Consider the following 15,098-nt stretch of genomic DNA (forward strand, 5'->3'; position numbering starts at 1 on the left):
CATAAAACAGGCAAATATAGCACCTATCTTCGATTCCCGATTGAGAAAGCTCGAATCATTAAGAAGATGTAGGTTGGGTTGAGGAACGAGACCCAGCAATTCGATTCCATGTTGGATTAAACAATATCAACCAAGAGTTTGATGTAGTGGGCATTTGGTTTGTTACCTATCTGTTTGTCTTTTCATTAATTGCCCTACCGCTTTTTCTCTATTTAAAAGAGAGTGGTGTCTAATGACTTATGAGTAGAGCGAAGATAAATATTGGTAGACTGAAAGCGTATTCGCACTCTTGTACGATCGTATGCCTCGTTGGTTCAACATTGCAGGTCCCTGCCAAGACGATATTCATTATATGCTATCGCCAACTGCTCGGTTGCCAGATTTAATGGATCTCATTCAACAACGGAGTTATTTTGTAGTTCATGCTCCTCGGCAAACAGGTAAAACAACGGCAATGTTAGCACTGGCGCAACAGTTGACTCTAAGTGGACGCTACACGGCAGTGGTGGTATCGGCAGAAGTCGGAAGTGCGTTTAATAATGATATAGGTGCCGCAGAATTAGCGATTGTTGGAACTTGGCACGATACAATTGCAGATGTATTACCCAAAGAGCTACAAGCACCTGTTTACCATCAAGAAGAACCCGGACGGAGAATTCGAGCTTATTTACGAGCTTGGGCGCAGGCTTCACCCCGACCTTTGATCGTATTTATAGATGAAATTGACTCGCTACAAAATGAAATTGAGCGGGAATACGCGATTGGACGAGACAGGATGGATTTGTGTCTGAGATATAGAAAAACGACTTTAGGAATTGAGTTAAAAGTTTGGCGGGATAAAAAGGGCGATCCGGAAGCGGAAGGAATTGAACAGTTAGATGAATATTTAGCACGCATAGAAGTTAAAGAAGGCTGGTTATTTGTTTTTGACCGACGCAAAAATGCACCACCTTTTATCGAGCGATTGTTCACTAAAACTGTAACTACCCAAACTGGGCGTTCTATTATTATCCAAAGAGCTTAATATTTAATATAGTTGAAAAGACACTCTCACAATGCTCGTTTCCTTTAGTTAACAGTAGGTTGGCATCCACTTATTGACGATTCACATTAACAAAAATAAAAATTTCGCTATATTTTCCCTGCAAATCAATAAATATGTGGTTCTTCAGTACTTTTTAGTTTAGCATAAAAAGTACTGAAGAACCTTTTTTCTTTCTTCACTGTTCCCTGTTCCCTGTTCCCCGTTCCCTCTTCAGTACTTGTTATTTTAGCATAACAAGTACTGAAGAACCACATATATTTGTCTTAATTATTACTTTTATTTCCTAATTTTTTAGTGCCGTATCTCACTGCGTGCAATCCCAGCATTCCCCCTGCTAAAAGTGTTGGTAAGAAATAGTAAATACCTCTATAAGCAAGCATTGAACCCAGTACTGAGGCGGCAGAAACTTGAGAAGATAATATCAACAAAATCACAGTTTCAAAAACTCCTAAACCACCAGGAACATTACTAATAACCCCAGCAAACATAGCTAGTAAATAGATACCTAAAAAATCTAAATAGGAAAAGGGGATATTGGTAGGAAGCAAAACGTAAAGAATTGCTGCTGCTAAAAGCCAGTCACAGCTAGAAACAATTATTTGTGCTAAGGAGATCCTTAAAGATGGAAAACGAAACTCTTGCGAGCGCAGGTAGATTGGTTGTCTAAGAAAGAAACTGGCCAGCAAATAAGCACCTACTAGTATTAAGAAAAGAATACCGACAGGACGCACGGTCAAAAAAGGTAAATGTAATTGAGTGGGAATTTTCAAAGGATGAGTAACGAACACGATTCCAGCAACAGCAAACATTCCCAACCAAAAAGTGAAATTGGTAAAGGCAATAACTTGAGCAATAGCAAGTGCTGATATTCCCCAGGATGAGTAGAATCGATAACGAATTGCACTACCAGTCAGCAGTGCAAAACCTATGGTATTGCTGAAACTAGAGCTAATGAAGTTTGTGAAGGCAACTTTTGTCCAGCTAAGAGAACGACCAACATAGCTGAAACCTAAGATATCATAGCCAACCATAACTAAATAGCCCAAAGCAGTCAAAACAATCGACCAACTTAAGCGTTGTTTGGGTATTCTTGCTAAAGCTTGGAATACATTATGGTAATTATACTCGCGAAGTTCGTTAGCGATCGCCCAAAGGCAAACAACGAGAAGCAGTAAGCTGAATAACAAACTGAAGTTGAATTGGAGTTTTTTGAGCATGAAACAGAGTGTTTGTGTTGTCTACTACCCAATAGTCGCAATCGTTTAGAGCACATTTCAATTATTTCCGAGTTCTTCACTTTCTCGACTTATTGTGAAAGTGTTCATTTACTGAAATGGTGTGGCTCCGTTAGTCGCACCATTTTTCATGACCAATGACTCATGACTCTTTTCAAGATATCTTAACTGGTTCTACAATTCATCTGAGGCAAGGAGTGCATTTGCAAGTGTGCTATAGTCCGGGAAAAACTCCCACAGTCGTTTTTCTTCATGGAGGAACGGGTAATCGCTTCAACTTTCGTTCTCAGTATGAGTTTGCCCAAAATCAAGGCTGGGAAGTTCTAGCTTACGACTTGGCGGGACACGGACAGTCTAGCCCTTACTCTCGCTATTCCATTGGACGGCACCGTCGGGACTTACAAAGATTATTGCACCAATTTGAGATTCACTCACCGATACTCTGCTGTCACAGCTACGGAGTTCCCATTGGTTTGGAATTTGCTCAACATAACTCTGTCAGTGGCATAATTGCGATCGCAGGTGGAACTCACAACCTAGCGCCTTGGTGGGAAATTCCACTGATAAAGTTTTTCGCTTGGGGTGGTAGATATCTCTATTATTTACCGCAAGTACAAAAAATTTCTAATTGGTTATCAACCTCCTACCGCCACAGCGTTATGGAACAGTTTTTTGTAGAAAATCCAACACCAAAAGATTTTCAAGCGTACAAAGCCCTCGAAATCTTCTGGGGATACGACTTCTTTACACGTTACCCTTCACCTAAGAATTTGCACGTTCCCATCTTAGTCATTACGGGAGGTCTTGACCCGATGTTTACGCGTCATATGGGGGACGAATTAGCACGATGTTTTATCAACGCCACTCACTTGCATTTTAATAAAGCAGGGCATTTGGTTATGGCAGAGTGTCCGGAATTGGTAAACCGCGCTATTACCCATTATTTACAACAACAAGTTTATTTATTATCCTTATGAACCACAAAGAGATTAATATTCTAGTGGTAGTTGCACTGCTCGCTCTTGCAAGCTGTCACAACGTAATAGGTGTCAGAGCACAGACACTCCAAAAAGTTCCGCAGACCGCTTCAGTTCTTCCACAACTAAATGTCAGTGCCTTGGCTAAGCCTTTAACGTATAAAATTGAAACCTATAGGAGTGAGGCTATGGAGGGAAATCGTACTTATGGCATTTCTTTACCTCCAGGCTATGAGGAAAACCCAAATCAGCGCTACCCTGTAATCTTGCTCCTTCATGGTGGACATGGAGATCCTGATGATTGGTTTAAAGAGAAAAAGGGAAATGCCTTAACAACATTACAGCAGCTTTACACAACAGGTAAGTTGCCACCTAGTATTATCATTACACCAGATGGTAACGATCGACGTGGTTCTAGCCCTTACTGGGACCCCGCATATATTGATGGTCCTCACGGACAAGTATCTACAGCAGTTGGTGACGAACTCGTAAAAGTCGTTAAAGACCGTTATCGTACACTACCAACTCCAAATTTTTGGGCAATCGGTGGATTATCTTCTGGGGGTTGGGGTGCAGTGAATGTAGGACTGCATAACTTGAATCATTTCTCAATTTTATTCAGTCATAGTGGTTACTTTCGGGATAAGAGTGGACCGCAAAACAGCCCAATCTCCTATATCAAAAGCATTCCACCCGAAGCTCGAAAACGTTTGCGAGTATACTTAGATTCAGGAAAATCCGATGAAGAACTTGAGGAATCTCAAAAATTTAGTCAAGTTTTAAGCCAAGAGAAAATTTATAATGTATTTCGACAGTTTCCAGGAAGCCATACATGGAGCTACTGGCGCAAACACTTAGCGGATTCTTTAACATTTGTAGGGGAGCAGTTTAAAATTTTAGAAATACAACACGCAGCTGATAATTTAGGTTCTAGCAAACCATGAAATTATCCAAAGTATTCATTGGCGTTGTCAGTTCATTTGCCATTCTAACTGCAGCGGGTTACTGGTACGTATTTATATTGGGTGCGCCACAATTAGATCCACCTCAAGAACAGGGGGATACGGGGCTGAAGTTTCAGTTACAAACTTTTAACAGTCAAGCTATGGGTACAGCAAGACAATTCGGTCTGATTTTACCCCCGGATTATCACAAAAATCCCCAAAAGCGCTATCCAGTGATATTTCTTCTACATGGAGGTCATGATGATGCTCGTGCTTATTATGATAAATACGCAGTCTCGAATGTCTTACATCAACTCTACAAAAGTCAGAAACTACCCCCTTCAATCGTGATTACACCCGATGGAAATGATAAACGGGGTTCAAGCCCTTTGTTCGACCCTGATTATTATGATGGACCTAATGGTAAAGTGGGAACTTTGATTGGTTCGGAACTCGTACAAGTTGTCAAGTCACGCTATCGTACTCTAAACAAACCTGAATTTTGGGCGATAGGAGGTCTGTCTTCAGGTGGATGGGGAGCATTTAACATTGGCTTACGCCATCTAAATAATTTTAATATTTTCTTTAGTCATAGCGGGTATTTTACCGATGATAGCGGTCCGCAAAATAGTCCCGAACAAATTGTGCAAAAGTTATCAATTCAGGAGCGAAAGAAATTAAGAGTCTATCTTGATGCAGGGCAAAATGATCCAAATTTACTTGCATCGACTAAAACCTTCCATACAACTTTAAACAATTTGGGGATACAAAATGTATTTTATGCTTTTCCTGGAGGGCATGGCTTATCGGGTCCTGATGTCGGGTGGAACTATTTTCACAAGCATCTCAAAGATTCGCTATCCTATGTAGGCGAACAGTTTAAAAAAGAAAATGATTAATGACTTAAAAAATCGGATTGGACTTTGGAGTGCGGCGTTCCTAACGGGTTTAGTCGGAGTCGTCAATTTAGTATCAGCCGTAACGCCCAACCTGCACGATCGCACATACTGGTTAAAAGAGTTTTTTCCCTTTGATATTCGTGCTAGCGGTCATATATTTGCTGCTCTGACTGGATTTATTTTGCTGACACTTGCAACTAATTTATTACGACGGAAACGTGTTGCTTGGTTGCTAACAATTGGTTTGCTTGTTATTTCCATTGCCAGCCATTTAATTAAGGGATTGGACTATGAAGAAAGCCTTTTATCGGGAGTCTTATTAGTACAATTACTCTTGATGCGCCATCTTTTTAAAGCGCGATCCGACCGCCCGTCCATCGCACAGGGTGTAAAAGTCTTGCTTGGTGCTTTATTGTTTACCTTAGCGTATGGGACTATCGGGTTTTACTTACTCGATGGAAAATTCTCGGAAACCTTTAATTGGAGTGAAGCCATTGGTCAAACTCTAGCAATGTTTTTTACAGAAGATAATGCAGGTTTGCAACCAACAACCCGATTTGGAGAATTTTTTGCCAACTCTATCTATATTATTGCTGCAAGTACCATCACCTATGCGCTATTTATGCTCCTAAGACCCGTTTTTCTTAGGAACACTGCTACTTTAAGAGAACGACAACAAGCACGTGAAATTGTGGAAAAATATGGACGGTCTTCTTTAGCAGCACTGACATTATTAAGTGATAAAAGTTACTTTTTTAGCCCTTCTGGTAAGAGTGCGATCGCTTATGTTCCTAAAGGACGGGGAGCAATTGCTTTAGGAGACCCTATCGGACCTCCTGAAGATTGCAAAGAAGTCATTACTAGTTTTCAAATATTTTGCCAACAAAATGATTGGTATCCAGCCTTTTACCAAATTCTGCCCGATAATATAGACATCTACAAATCTTTAGGATTTCAAATATTAAAGATAGGAGAAGAGGCTATAGTCGATCTTCATAGCTTTACCTTACAGGGAAAAGCCGGAAAAAACTTAAGAACTTCAGTCAATCGAATGACAAAACTAGGTTATGAGGTTCAATTTTTTCAACCGCCCATCGACCATAACTTTTTGCGCCAATTGAAATCAGTCAGCGAGGAATGGCTGCAAATGGTACAAGGTTCAGAAAAGAAGTTTTCTTTAGGTTGGTTTGATGAGGATTACCTGCGACAATGTGAAATAGCCGCAGTTTTATCTTCCCAAGGTGAAATAGTCGCTTTTGCCAATATCTTGTCAGAGTACCAACTCAATGAAATGACTCTTGATTTAATGCGATATCGAAAGTCTGCCGAGCATGGAACTATGGACTTTCTATTTATTTCTATGTTTCAACATTACAAAGAGCAAGGCTACGATGGATTTAACATCGGTCTTTCGGCGCTTGCTGGAGTAGGTAAAACGCAGGAGTCGCGACGATTGGAAAAAGTTTTGCACTATCTATACAATCATTTGGAAAGATTTTATAATTTCCAAGGATTGCACATGTATAAGGATAAGTTCCATCCTCGTTGGGAACCGCGCTATCTGATTTATCCGAACTTGGCAACTTTACCTGATATCGTTGTTGCTTTAATTCGTGCTGATTCAGGCGATCGCCTTTTGGACTATTTTAACCCAGGAGCTTGATTCAAAACTCTTGATTTGAGATCGCAACTCGAATCCCAATATTATTACCCTTGTCCTTTGGCTCGAGATGGAAGCGAAAAGCCGAACGACAAAACCACGGGGTAAAGTCCCACGAACCACCACGCAGTATCACTCTGCTGTTATCCCTAGAATTTAACCAAGCACTACCATCTGTTGGCGAACCTTCATAGTTTTCATGCCAGCGATCGGCACACCATTCCCAAAGTAATCCGTGCATATCGTACAATCCAAAAGCGTTCGCTACTCCAAAACTGCCTACAGGCGTCGTTTCTCCCCGGTATTTTCCTTGAGGAATATCGTTATAAGTGTAAACACCATTGTAGTTAACTAGCTCGGTAGTAATTGTTTCACCAAAGTGGAAAGGAGTTGTTGTGCCAGCACGACAAGCGTATTCCCATTCTGCCTCGCTTGGAAGACGGTAAGTACGTCCGGTGTATTTTGATAATCTGTCACAAAATTCTACAGCTTCGTACCATGATATTGTTTCTACCGGGCGATCGCTCGCGTTAAATCGAGACGGATTGGGGTCAAGTTCGCAATTCACTTGTGGAAGAGTAGCGACAACTCGCCATTGCTCTTGGGTAATGAGATACTTACTTATGAAAAAGGGTGGAACGGTGACCTGATGCTGGGGACGTTCGCACTCATCACTTGCTTCTTCAGTTTCAGGCGCACCCATGATAAACGTACCGCTGGGGATAGCGACCATTTCTAAGGTGACACCATTACCGAGAGCTTCCGTCAAGTATTGAGTTTGACGCTGTTCTTGGTTAATGAATTCTCCTTGGCCATTAACGGTAACGACATCAAAGGAAAAATATGCGACTTGCTTCGACCTTGACTCCATTATCAATCTCTAAATTAGGTTACTTTGCATGGGCTGAAGCACAACCAAAAACCATCATAATTTAACTGAGGGACTTTCAAGAAATCAATTCTCAAAAACTACAAGGAACTCCGGGAAGATGACTCGTTAGTAGGAATGACAAATGTCATGCGCTCCTGGTGACATTTATTCGATGTCTGCTTCCATAAGATTAAGCTAAATTAAACTTTTGCAGGACATAAAGCACAAAGCATGGCTCCCTCCCCTGATGGAACGGTAACTATCATTACCCGTGATGGCAACAGCTTTCTGGAGATAAAGCCAACCTCTTCCACAATTTTACCCAGTTTGGTTTGAGTGAAAACCAAATTGCTAACTTTTCATTAGAGTAGAGCATGAGAATCGGGTGGACATATAATATTTTGGTCAACTAACTCAGGCGTTGCAGGTGCAATCACTGATGGTTTCTCAGTCTCGCACATTTGAGTAATCGTGATTATTTCATCTTTCCCTGAAATTTTTTTCTTAATTTTAAAAACTGCTCCCGTATAGCTTTTTAAATCACCTAATTTTGATGTAGATTTTACTATTGATTTAGTATCATCACTAGTGAGACTATATCGATAATTTTCAGTTTCATTGCGAATGTCTCTTTTTAAATCTGCTATTGTAGAAGCAAATTTATTATGTTCTTCATAAAAAGCTTGTTGCGATCTGTTAAGAGTAGCGGTAATGACTTTAGCTTCTGCCTGTTTGGCTTTATTCCTAGTTGCCATGAAAGATGGAATGCCAATCAAGGCTATCATGGAGAATGTAAATAAATAGCCTAAAGCAGCAACACCAGTACCGGCAATACAAAAGATTTTAGCTGTATTGGAAGCAGATTGAGCGCCTTCATAATCACCCTGATAATATTTGCTTTCAACTCGAGATGAAAAAACAAGAGCGACTACTCCAAGCGGTAGGAATGCCAGCAGAGTCACTAAAATTGAAGGAATTAGGTAAGTTCGCGGACAGGGAGGTACATTGGACAAGTCGGAAGGAGTTTGTTTTGACATAAATAGTAGACGAGGTAATTAGCGTTATTGGAAAATGGGAATGAATCGGAGATTGTAAAAACTCGTTTTCTGGGAGCCTCATCTGTATAGTTGCGATTGCAAACATCGCTTGGCATTTTTATAAAATTGCGATGCTACCCGTTCTCTCAAGGATCTACTAACTCTCACTCACGCTCGAAAAATACTTTAATTAACAGGATAATGAACTAAAATTATAATTGATAACCGTAAAAATACGAAAAAATAGAGTGTTTTCTTTGAAAAAACACTCATTTACAAAACGTAACTTAAGTCAAAAATATTTTATGAATGAAGCTTTTGTATCAATACTAATGATAGGGTTATTTCTGCCGCACTGTACTAGTTTTTATGGATTAACTAGCATTACATTCGTTAAGGATGAATTAACTTCACGCTCTAGGCAATCCAGAATCAAAGTTTGAAATCTTGAATTTTTGAATTTTATACTTAAGAATTACAATGCCAATTAAGTTGGAATTCTCTGATACTCAATCAAAATTTTTACCTCGTTCTTATCACAAACACATTCGAGATGTATCCCATGACTAAATATATTCTGGCATTCGATCAAGGCACCACCAGCTCGCGCTCTATTATATTTGACCGAAATGGCGAGATCCTAACCATTGCTCAGAAAGAATTTCAACAAATCTTTCCGCAGTCAGGCTGGGTAGAACATGATGCTGATGAAATTTGGTCTTCCCAAATTGGTGTTGCGAATGAAGCTTTAGCTCGCATTGGTATCAAAGCTGGAGATATCGCGGCTATTGGCATTACCAATCAACGCGAAACCACGATAGTTTGGGATCGAAAAACAGGCAAGCCAATTTATAATGCGATCGTTTGGCAAGATCGCCGCACGGCTGCTTACTGCGAGGAACTTAAGGCTGCAGGACATGAGACAACATTCCAGAAAAAAACGGGACTGGTGATCGATGCTTACTTTAGCGGTACTAAACTCAAGTGGTTGCTCGATCGCGTACCATCCGCTCGTGAAAAAGCCAAGCGTGGAGAACTGGCATTTGGAACCGTCGATAGCTGGTTGATTTGGAAACTCACTCAGGGGGAACTCCACATTACAGATGTAACTAATGCTAGCAGGACGTTGTTGTTCAATATTCACACCCAGCAGTGGGACTCGGAATTATTGTCCATTCTCGATATTCCCCCTTCTCTTCTTCCCCAAGTACGGAGTTCGTCAGAAGTCTATGGCTATACAGCCGAAGGTCTTCTAGGTAGCCGCATTCTCATTGCTGGAATTGCCGGAGACCAGCAGGCTGCAACCTTTGGGCAGGCATCGTTGCAATGTGGCATGGCAAAAAATACTTACGGTACGGGCTGCTTTATGCTGCTAAATACAGGTAATAAGCCGATGCAATCCAATCACAAGCTGCTAACTACCATCGCGTGGAGCATAAGTGGACGAACCAATTATGCCTTAGAAGGCAGCGTATTCATTGCCGGCGCAGTTGTGCAATGGTTGCGCGATGGGCTCGGAATTATTAAGCACAGCGCTGATGTGGAAGCGTTAGCTTGCAGTGTTCCCGATAACAATGGTGTGTATTTTGTACCTGCCTTTGTTGGTTTGGGCGCACCTTATTGGGACAGCTACGCTCGCGGTACGATTGTAGGTTTAAGTCGCGGCTCAACCAGTGCCCATATTGCCCGTGCAGCGCTAGAAAGTATTGCCTATCAAACATCTGATGTGATTGATGCAATGCGTCAGGATTCTAACCTCGATCTTTCAGAACTGCGGGTAGATGGTGGTGCTTCCCGCAACGATCTGCTGATGCAGTTCCAAGCTGATATTTTGGGTGTTCCCGTTGTCCGTCCAAAAATCACAGAAACGACTGCTTTGGGAGCTGCTTATCTAGCAGGATTAGCTGTTGGTTACTGGGAAAGCGAAGCGGAAATTGTGCAGCAGTGGCAGGTTGAGAAACGGTTTGAGCCAACAATTAGCGCCGATCGTCGTTTAACACTACTAGACTCTTGGCGACAAGCGATCGCTCAGACACGGCATAGGTAATAAATTTTAGTCCGCGAAGGCGGTGAGTCCAGCGCTGCAGGCGGGTTTCCCGCGCCCTGGCGACTGGCGAACCCGTATAGCCCTGCGGGCATAGCTTCGCAACGCGATGCGTCTCCGTAAGGAGATAGGGCGAACCCGGAGGGCGAACCCAAAGGGACTTTGTTTGTATAGCAGCGAATAGAATTCGCTTCAATTATTCTCTCTCTAGAATGACAAAACAGGGTCGATCGAGGAATATTGCCTACAATCCTTGCACTTCCGGAGCAGCTGATATCCTATGAACAAGAGTTGCTGACATTTGGGAATAAGGTTCAAGAGTAAAGTTCCAAGTACAAAAACCGTTGTCATCAGGTTGCACACCGTTTGTGGTTTTGTTTGCAATAACCTCTACCTTCACTTGCTCTAATTCCGAGACGGGAATGCGTTCAATCGTTTTTATGACCTTGGTCTCTGCTCCTATATTGGAAAGAAATAATGTCCTAGTTTCCGTCAGCTGATTCCATTTAGTGAGATGGTCTTGTTCTTTTTTCTCCTTGATTGTACGCTGTACCCGCATAGCTCCATCAGGACCCCATCCCATAGCAAACTTTTCACCAGGAGCAATAAATCCTATGGATGTCTTACCCACAAACTCTGTAGAACGAACTAAATCCACAGGTCCCGCAAGAATGGGGAATTTTGCTGTGTTTGTCTGTTCGCTCTTTAAAACAACTTGACAGGCAACTTCTGGCATCAAGATATACTCTACCAACGCATCTGAGGAGAAAGAAAAAATTGGTACGCGATAGGGGCGACCATCAGAGGGAATTGTCGCCTTTTTGCGAGAGCGGAGATTGCGAACTTCTCCGCCATCATCAACACCGGGTATCTCAACAGTCGCAGGCGTAGCTGGAGAAGGCGGGGTTGCTCCTGTTCCCAAACCTGTTGTCTGAATCTTTTGATTTCTGGCTTCAATCACAATTTGCTGGGATTTTTCCTGCACTTTTAACTGGTCATCACTCAGTAGAGGCGGCTCAGTTCCTAAAGATGCTCGTGCTGTGGAAAATACTAGATCGACATTGTTCCAATCTTCACCCGTGCGTTGCCAAACACAACCATCCATCCGAAAAGAAACACTCGATTGTTCTTCTAATAATAAATGTGCTTGGTGCCAGGGACGCCACATGGCATTAGGGACTACATAGTCAAAAGCAATTTCATATTCACCCGAGCGAGCGATCGTTAAATCTGCTTCTATGTAAGCAGAATAGATCCGATCGGGACGAGACAAAGCGTCTACTCTGGCAATTAAATCATCAATCTGCTGGCTCAAATGTTCCTGAGTATGGTAGCTAGTCAAAATGTCCCCACGCAGATCCCGTAACTGTTTAAATAGGATGGATAGCTGTTCGCGCCAAGATTTGGGATCGATTTGTCCCCAGATCGCATCTACAGGTAATTCCTGCAAACTTTTCGTCAGAATAGTATTTACCCTTTCAAAACAAGATTCCAAGTGTTGGCGGTCTTCAGAAGTATTGTTAAAAGATTGCAAAAGCGCTCTAAATTCTGCATACAAAGCTTGGAATTCTTCGGGTCGTTCTGCTTCTTTAACAAGCATTTGACGGCGGACGCGTACATCGTCGATCCGCGATTCTCGCTGCTCACTGCAATACTCAGCACGGAGCGATTTATCTGAAAGTACGGGAGCTACTTGCTCTACTTTAACGCGCCACAATCCCTGATTTAAATTAACTTTACCAATTCGTCTTACCTGTGCTCGGTCTTCTAGTAAAGTCACTAAAGAGACGGGAGCATCTATCGTTAATGGCTGAATTCTGTGCTTTAATTTTTCACTCGCTTGCATGATCTCTGTGTGTTCCTCTCCTGTGTGTTCTTTGCGCCTGATGCGGTTTGTCAAAAATCCCTCTTACCCTTCTCGCCGATTTCCACCAATAAGTTCGCTATCAACAAAAGTCTTGATAGTATACTCAACGGATAAACTTTCTTTTTCTTTTGCTGGAACTTCCGCCAACCAACGGTAACCCCCAACTATGGGTGCAGAACGTTCTTGCTGTTTGTACTTCTCCCAAACAGGTGTAACCCGTTCGATTTGGACATCAACTTTAGCACCTTCCGCCGGGATGGGAAGGCGTTCCCGCACTTCTATTTTTACGTTCCTCGACATCAAGTTGTTAATATCAATTTTAATAAGATGGCGCAGTTCGTTGAAAGCAACTATCGTTTCACCCGATCGCACTTCCTGATAAGACGTATTCCGAGCAACCTTAATGCTTTGTTCAACCCCAAGCCCCAGTTCCATGTGTCCTTGAGGGGGCACTGTAGCAATATTAGTAGATAAAATATACTCACCATCTACGTAAACATCCGCAGAACCGGCAAGTAGCGGTGCTAGCAAGGGATTGCGAAGTTGGGCAATTCGGAAGACATTGGTATCTTCACGGGGAACGACTATATACCGCAAGTCTACATCCGTTGTTTTACAGGTCAATGCCACAGAATGAAATTGCCCATCAGAAGGAACATCTACTCGTCCGTCTGCACGGTAGGCATAATCAAAAGACCCAGCTACGGTTCGCACGTTAATCCCACCAGGGGGAAGTGTTGTCCCAAGACAACTTTGGGCATCATTGACGGCTTGTTGTACGATTTCCAAGACATTAAAATTCACTACAACTTGGTGGCGTTTGAGGCTTTCTAAATAAACTTCCTCTTGTTGCTCAATAGATAATTTGCCGCGCTTTGCATGGTTATTAGCTCCGCCCAATCGCATCATATTATATGCTAGGAGTAAATCGAACCCTTGGCGATCGCTTTTACTGAGAGGGGGTCGGCTCAGTCCCCTGCTGCGAGTTAAAAATTCTGGTGCTGGTGATGGTGCTGGTGTACCTCGCCTCTCCAAACTCTTGAGAACTGCAATGTCTTCATTCTTTTCTGACGGGAGAGTAATACCCAAACGCTGTTGTAAGGCGTTAATCAACTCTCGAGCAGACTTTTGGCTCAAATATTGGATTTGTTGTAAATCTTCTTGTGTTAAGTTCAATACATCCGCAACAGTGTTAATTTGAGCGCGTTTGAGAGCTTTTAATGCTGCTGTACTGAGTTGCAATTCTTCAATAGGAATCGAGCTGGTGCGATCTTGAGGCGCTTGGTCTTCATCATATGCAGCACCATACGCAGCACCATATACAGCACCGGGTGCAGAAAAGCCCCGCTCAAATTCTTCTTCAAGAGTTTCTAACTGTGGCTTTAAAGGATGAACGTGTGTCAGAGGTGGAACATACACTGATGAGAAATCATCTGGAATCGCACTTTCAGGTATGCTGGCAAGTAGTGCAGCCTCCTGTTGTCGGTCGTAATCCTCAAAAAGGGCTTCAACACCAATTGGAGGTCTGCGCCACCCCGATTTTTTACTCACGGGTTGAGCTTTGCCAAGTCGTAAGGATGGTAACTCTGGTAGCGCACACCAAGCCAATGGTTCTGCAGTAGAAAGCTCCAAGCGCACTCCAGACCAATCTTCACCCGTGCGCTGACATAAGAGCGATCGCACTGCAATAGACGCACTAGATTCAGCACTATTTAACCGACACACATAAGTTGGTGTCCAACGTGCGCCAGGAACAAAATATTCTACGATTAACTGTCCGACCTCAGTCTCAAGAGCTTCCCCTTCATAACTCAAGCTAACTATAGCTGTTTTGCGAAGCTCGTTTGGTCGAGCATCCTTTGCACTTGAAGCCAAATGCTGCTTTTGTTTCAAGTCTGCCAAGTTTTCTCGAGCTAACCTCAGTTTTTCCTTATTTTCTCGCGCTTCTTGAAGGCGGAGGCGAATTTGCTCGTCACTAAAATTTGCCAGTGCAAGGCGTGCGCTTGTTGGAGAAGGAGGAGGAGCTTTACCCGGTTCTTCTTTGGGACGGTTGGGTACGTGTAACTTATCTAACACCTCAATTTCATTCTCAATAAGAGTGATGAGGTTCTCTAGCTGTTGGACGCAAGCAGTCGCAGCACGTATTTCCTCATCAAGAGGCGGATTTGGTATTTCTCGAGGTGGAGGAACGGCTAGACCAATACGAACATCGTTAGCAAGAGGCGCTGCGCCCCGTTCGACTTCCACTTTTACTCTAACACTGCTATCCTCAAGACTGAGAGGGAGTTCAGCAATTTCTACCTGTTCTGGTAATTTTTCTGGTATCAGAGGGAACTCAGCAATCCGGGTAACTGTCGCTCCAGCAGAGTAGACCTTCACACTTTCAATTCTGGATGTTAGTTGCACTATTGTCATGATCAAAACAATGGCTGAGTCGTGATTCTCTCGGTTATAACATGCGAAAAAGCCACTCAGTTTTTCAAAGAAGAATTTCTTGACTTGACATTATTTTAGTACAA

Annotated in this window: 11 protein-coding genes and 1 pseudogene; 6 read left to right on the plus strand and 6 right to left on the minus strand. The window is 42.5% G+C overall.

All coding sequences use genetic code 11. The annotated features are described in order from the left end of the window. The first annotated feature begins 301 nt into the window (after positions 1–301). Positions 302–1,024: an ATP-binding protein gene (locus AB0756_RS02290; RefSeq protein WP_082051846.1), complete on the plus strand. Its 723-nt coding sequence runs from the start codon at positions 302–304 to the stop codon at positions 1,022–1,024. Between the two features lie 284 nt (positions 1,025–1,308). Here AB0756_RS02290 and AB0756_RS02295 read toward each other — a convergent pair whose 3' ends face one another. Then, positions 1,309–2,262 (minus strand): lysylphosphatidylglycerol synthase domain-containing protein, encoded by a 954-nt coding sequence (locus AB0756_RS02295; protein WP_038091804.1) that lies wholly within the window; start codon positions 2,260–2,262, stop codon positions 1,309–1,311. A 155-nt stretch (positions 2,263–2,417) separates the two neighbouring features. Between AB0756_RS02295 and AB0756_RS02300 the strand changes: the two genes are divergently transcribed. The 4 genes from AB0756_RS02300 to AB0756_RS02315 are packed head-to-tail and all read left to right on the plus strand — an operon-like array spanning position 2,418 to position 6,763. Then, complete coding sequence (locus AB0756_RS02300) at positions 2,418–3,257, plus strand: alpha/beta fold hydrolase (protein ID WP_038091801.1); 840 nt, start codon at positions 2,418–2,420, stop codon at positions 3,255–3,257. Beyond that, on the plus strand, positions 3,254–4,201 hold the full coding sequence (locus AB0756_RS02305) for an alpha/beta hydrolase (protein ID WP_038091798.1): 948 nt from the start codon (positions 3,254–3,256) through the stop codon (positions 4,199–4,201). Before AB0756_RS02300 ends, AB0756_RS02305 begins: the two co-directional genes overlap by 4 nt. Next, complete coding sequence (locus AB0756_RS02310; RefSeq protein WP_038091795.1) at positions 4,198–5,100, plus strand: alpha/beta hydrolase; 903 nt, start codon at positions 4,198–4,200, stop codon at positions 5,098–5,100. The genes AB0756_RS02305 and AB0756_RS02310 overlap by 4 nt, the downstream gene beginning before the upstream one ends. Then, positions 5,093–6,763: a phosphatidylglycerol lysyltransferase domain-containing protein gene (locus tag AB0756_RS02315; RefSeq protein WP_038091788.1), complete on the plus strand. Its 1,671-nt coding sequence runs from the start codon at positions 5,093–5,095 to the stop codon at positions 6,761–6,763. The genes AB0756_RS02310 and AB0756_RS02315 overlap by 8 nt, the downstream gene beginning before the upstream one ends. Position 6,764: 1 nt before the next feature. Here AB0756_RS02315 and AB0756_RS02320 read toward each other — a convergent pair whose 3' ends face one another. Next, positions 6,765–7,631, minus strand: a complete 867-nt coding sequence (locus tag AB0756_RS02320) for a formylglycine-generating enzyme family protein (RefSeq protein WP_050046465.1) — start codon at positions 7,629–7,631, stop codon at positions 6,765–6,767. Positions 7,632–7,993: 362 nt separating this feature from the next. Next, positions 7,994–8,668 carry a type IV pilin-like G/H family protein gene (locus AB0756_RS02325; RefSeq protein WP_050046466.1) on the minus strand — a complete coding sequence of 225 codons (675 nt, stop codon included), beginning with the start codon at positions 8,666–8,668 and terminating at the stop codon, positions 7,994–7,996. Positions 8,669–9,230: 562 nt separating this feature from the next. Here AB0756_RS02325 and glpK point away from each other — a divergent pair. Beyond that, positions 9,231–10,715, plus strand: a complete 1,485-nt coding sequence (gene glpK / locus AB0756_RS02330) for a glycerol kinase GlpK (protein ID WP_038108733.1) — start codon at positions 9,231–9,233, stop codon at positions 10,713–10,715. A gap of 241 nt (positions 10,716–10,956) precedes the next feature. On the opposite strand, the gene AB0756_RS02335 is transcribed toward glpK, so the two are convergent. From AB0756_RS02335 to AB0756_RS02345, 3 genes and pseudogenes are all read right to left on the minus strand, one after another. Continuing rightward, complete coding sequence (locus tag AB0756_RS02335) at positions 10,957–12,612, minus strand: mucoidy inhibitor MuiA family protein (RefSeq protein ID WP_237266022.1); 1,656 nt, start codon at positions 12,610–12,612, stop codon at positions 10,957–10,959. Positions 12,613–12,621: 9 nt separating this feature from the next. Continuing rightward, positions 12,622–14,655, minus strand: a complete 2,034-nt coding sequence (locus AB0756_RS02340; RefSeq protein WP_272900278.1) for a DUF4139 domain-containing protein — start codon at positions 14,653–14,655, stop codon at positions 12,622–12,624. A gap of 6 nt (positions 14,656–14,661) precedes the next feature. Beyond that, positions 14,662–14,994 (minus strand): annotated as a pseudogene (locus AB0756_RS02345) (DUF4140 domain-containing protein); the annotation flags it as partial. Positions 14,995–15,098: the final 104 nt, after the last annotated feature.

The organism is Tolypothrix campylonemoides VB511288_2 (genome assembly GCF_045999855.1).
GTDB classification, from domain to species: domain Bacteria; phylum Cyanobacteriota; class Cyanobacteriia; order Cyanobacteriales; family Nostocaceae; genus Scytonema; species Scytonema bouteillei_A.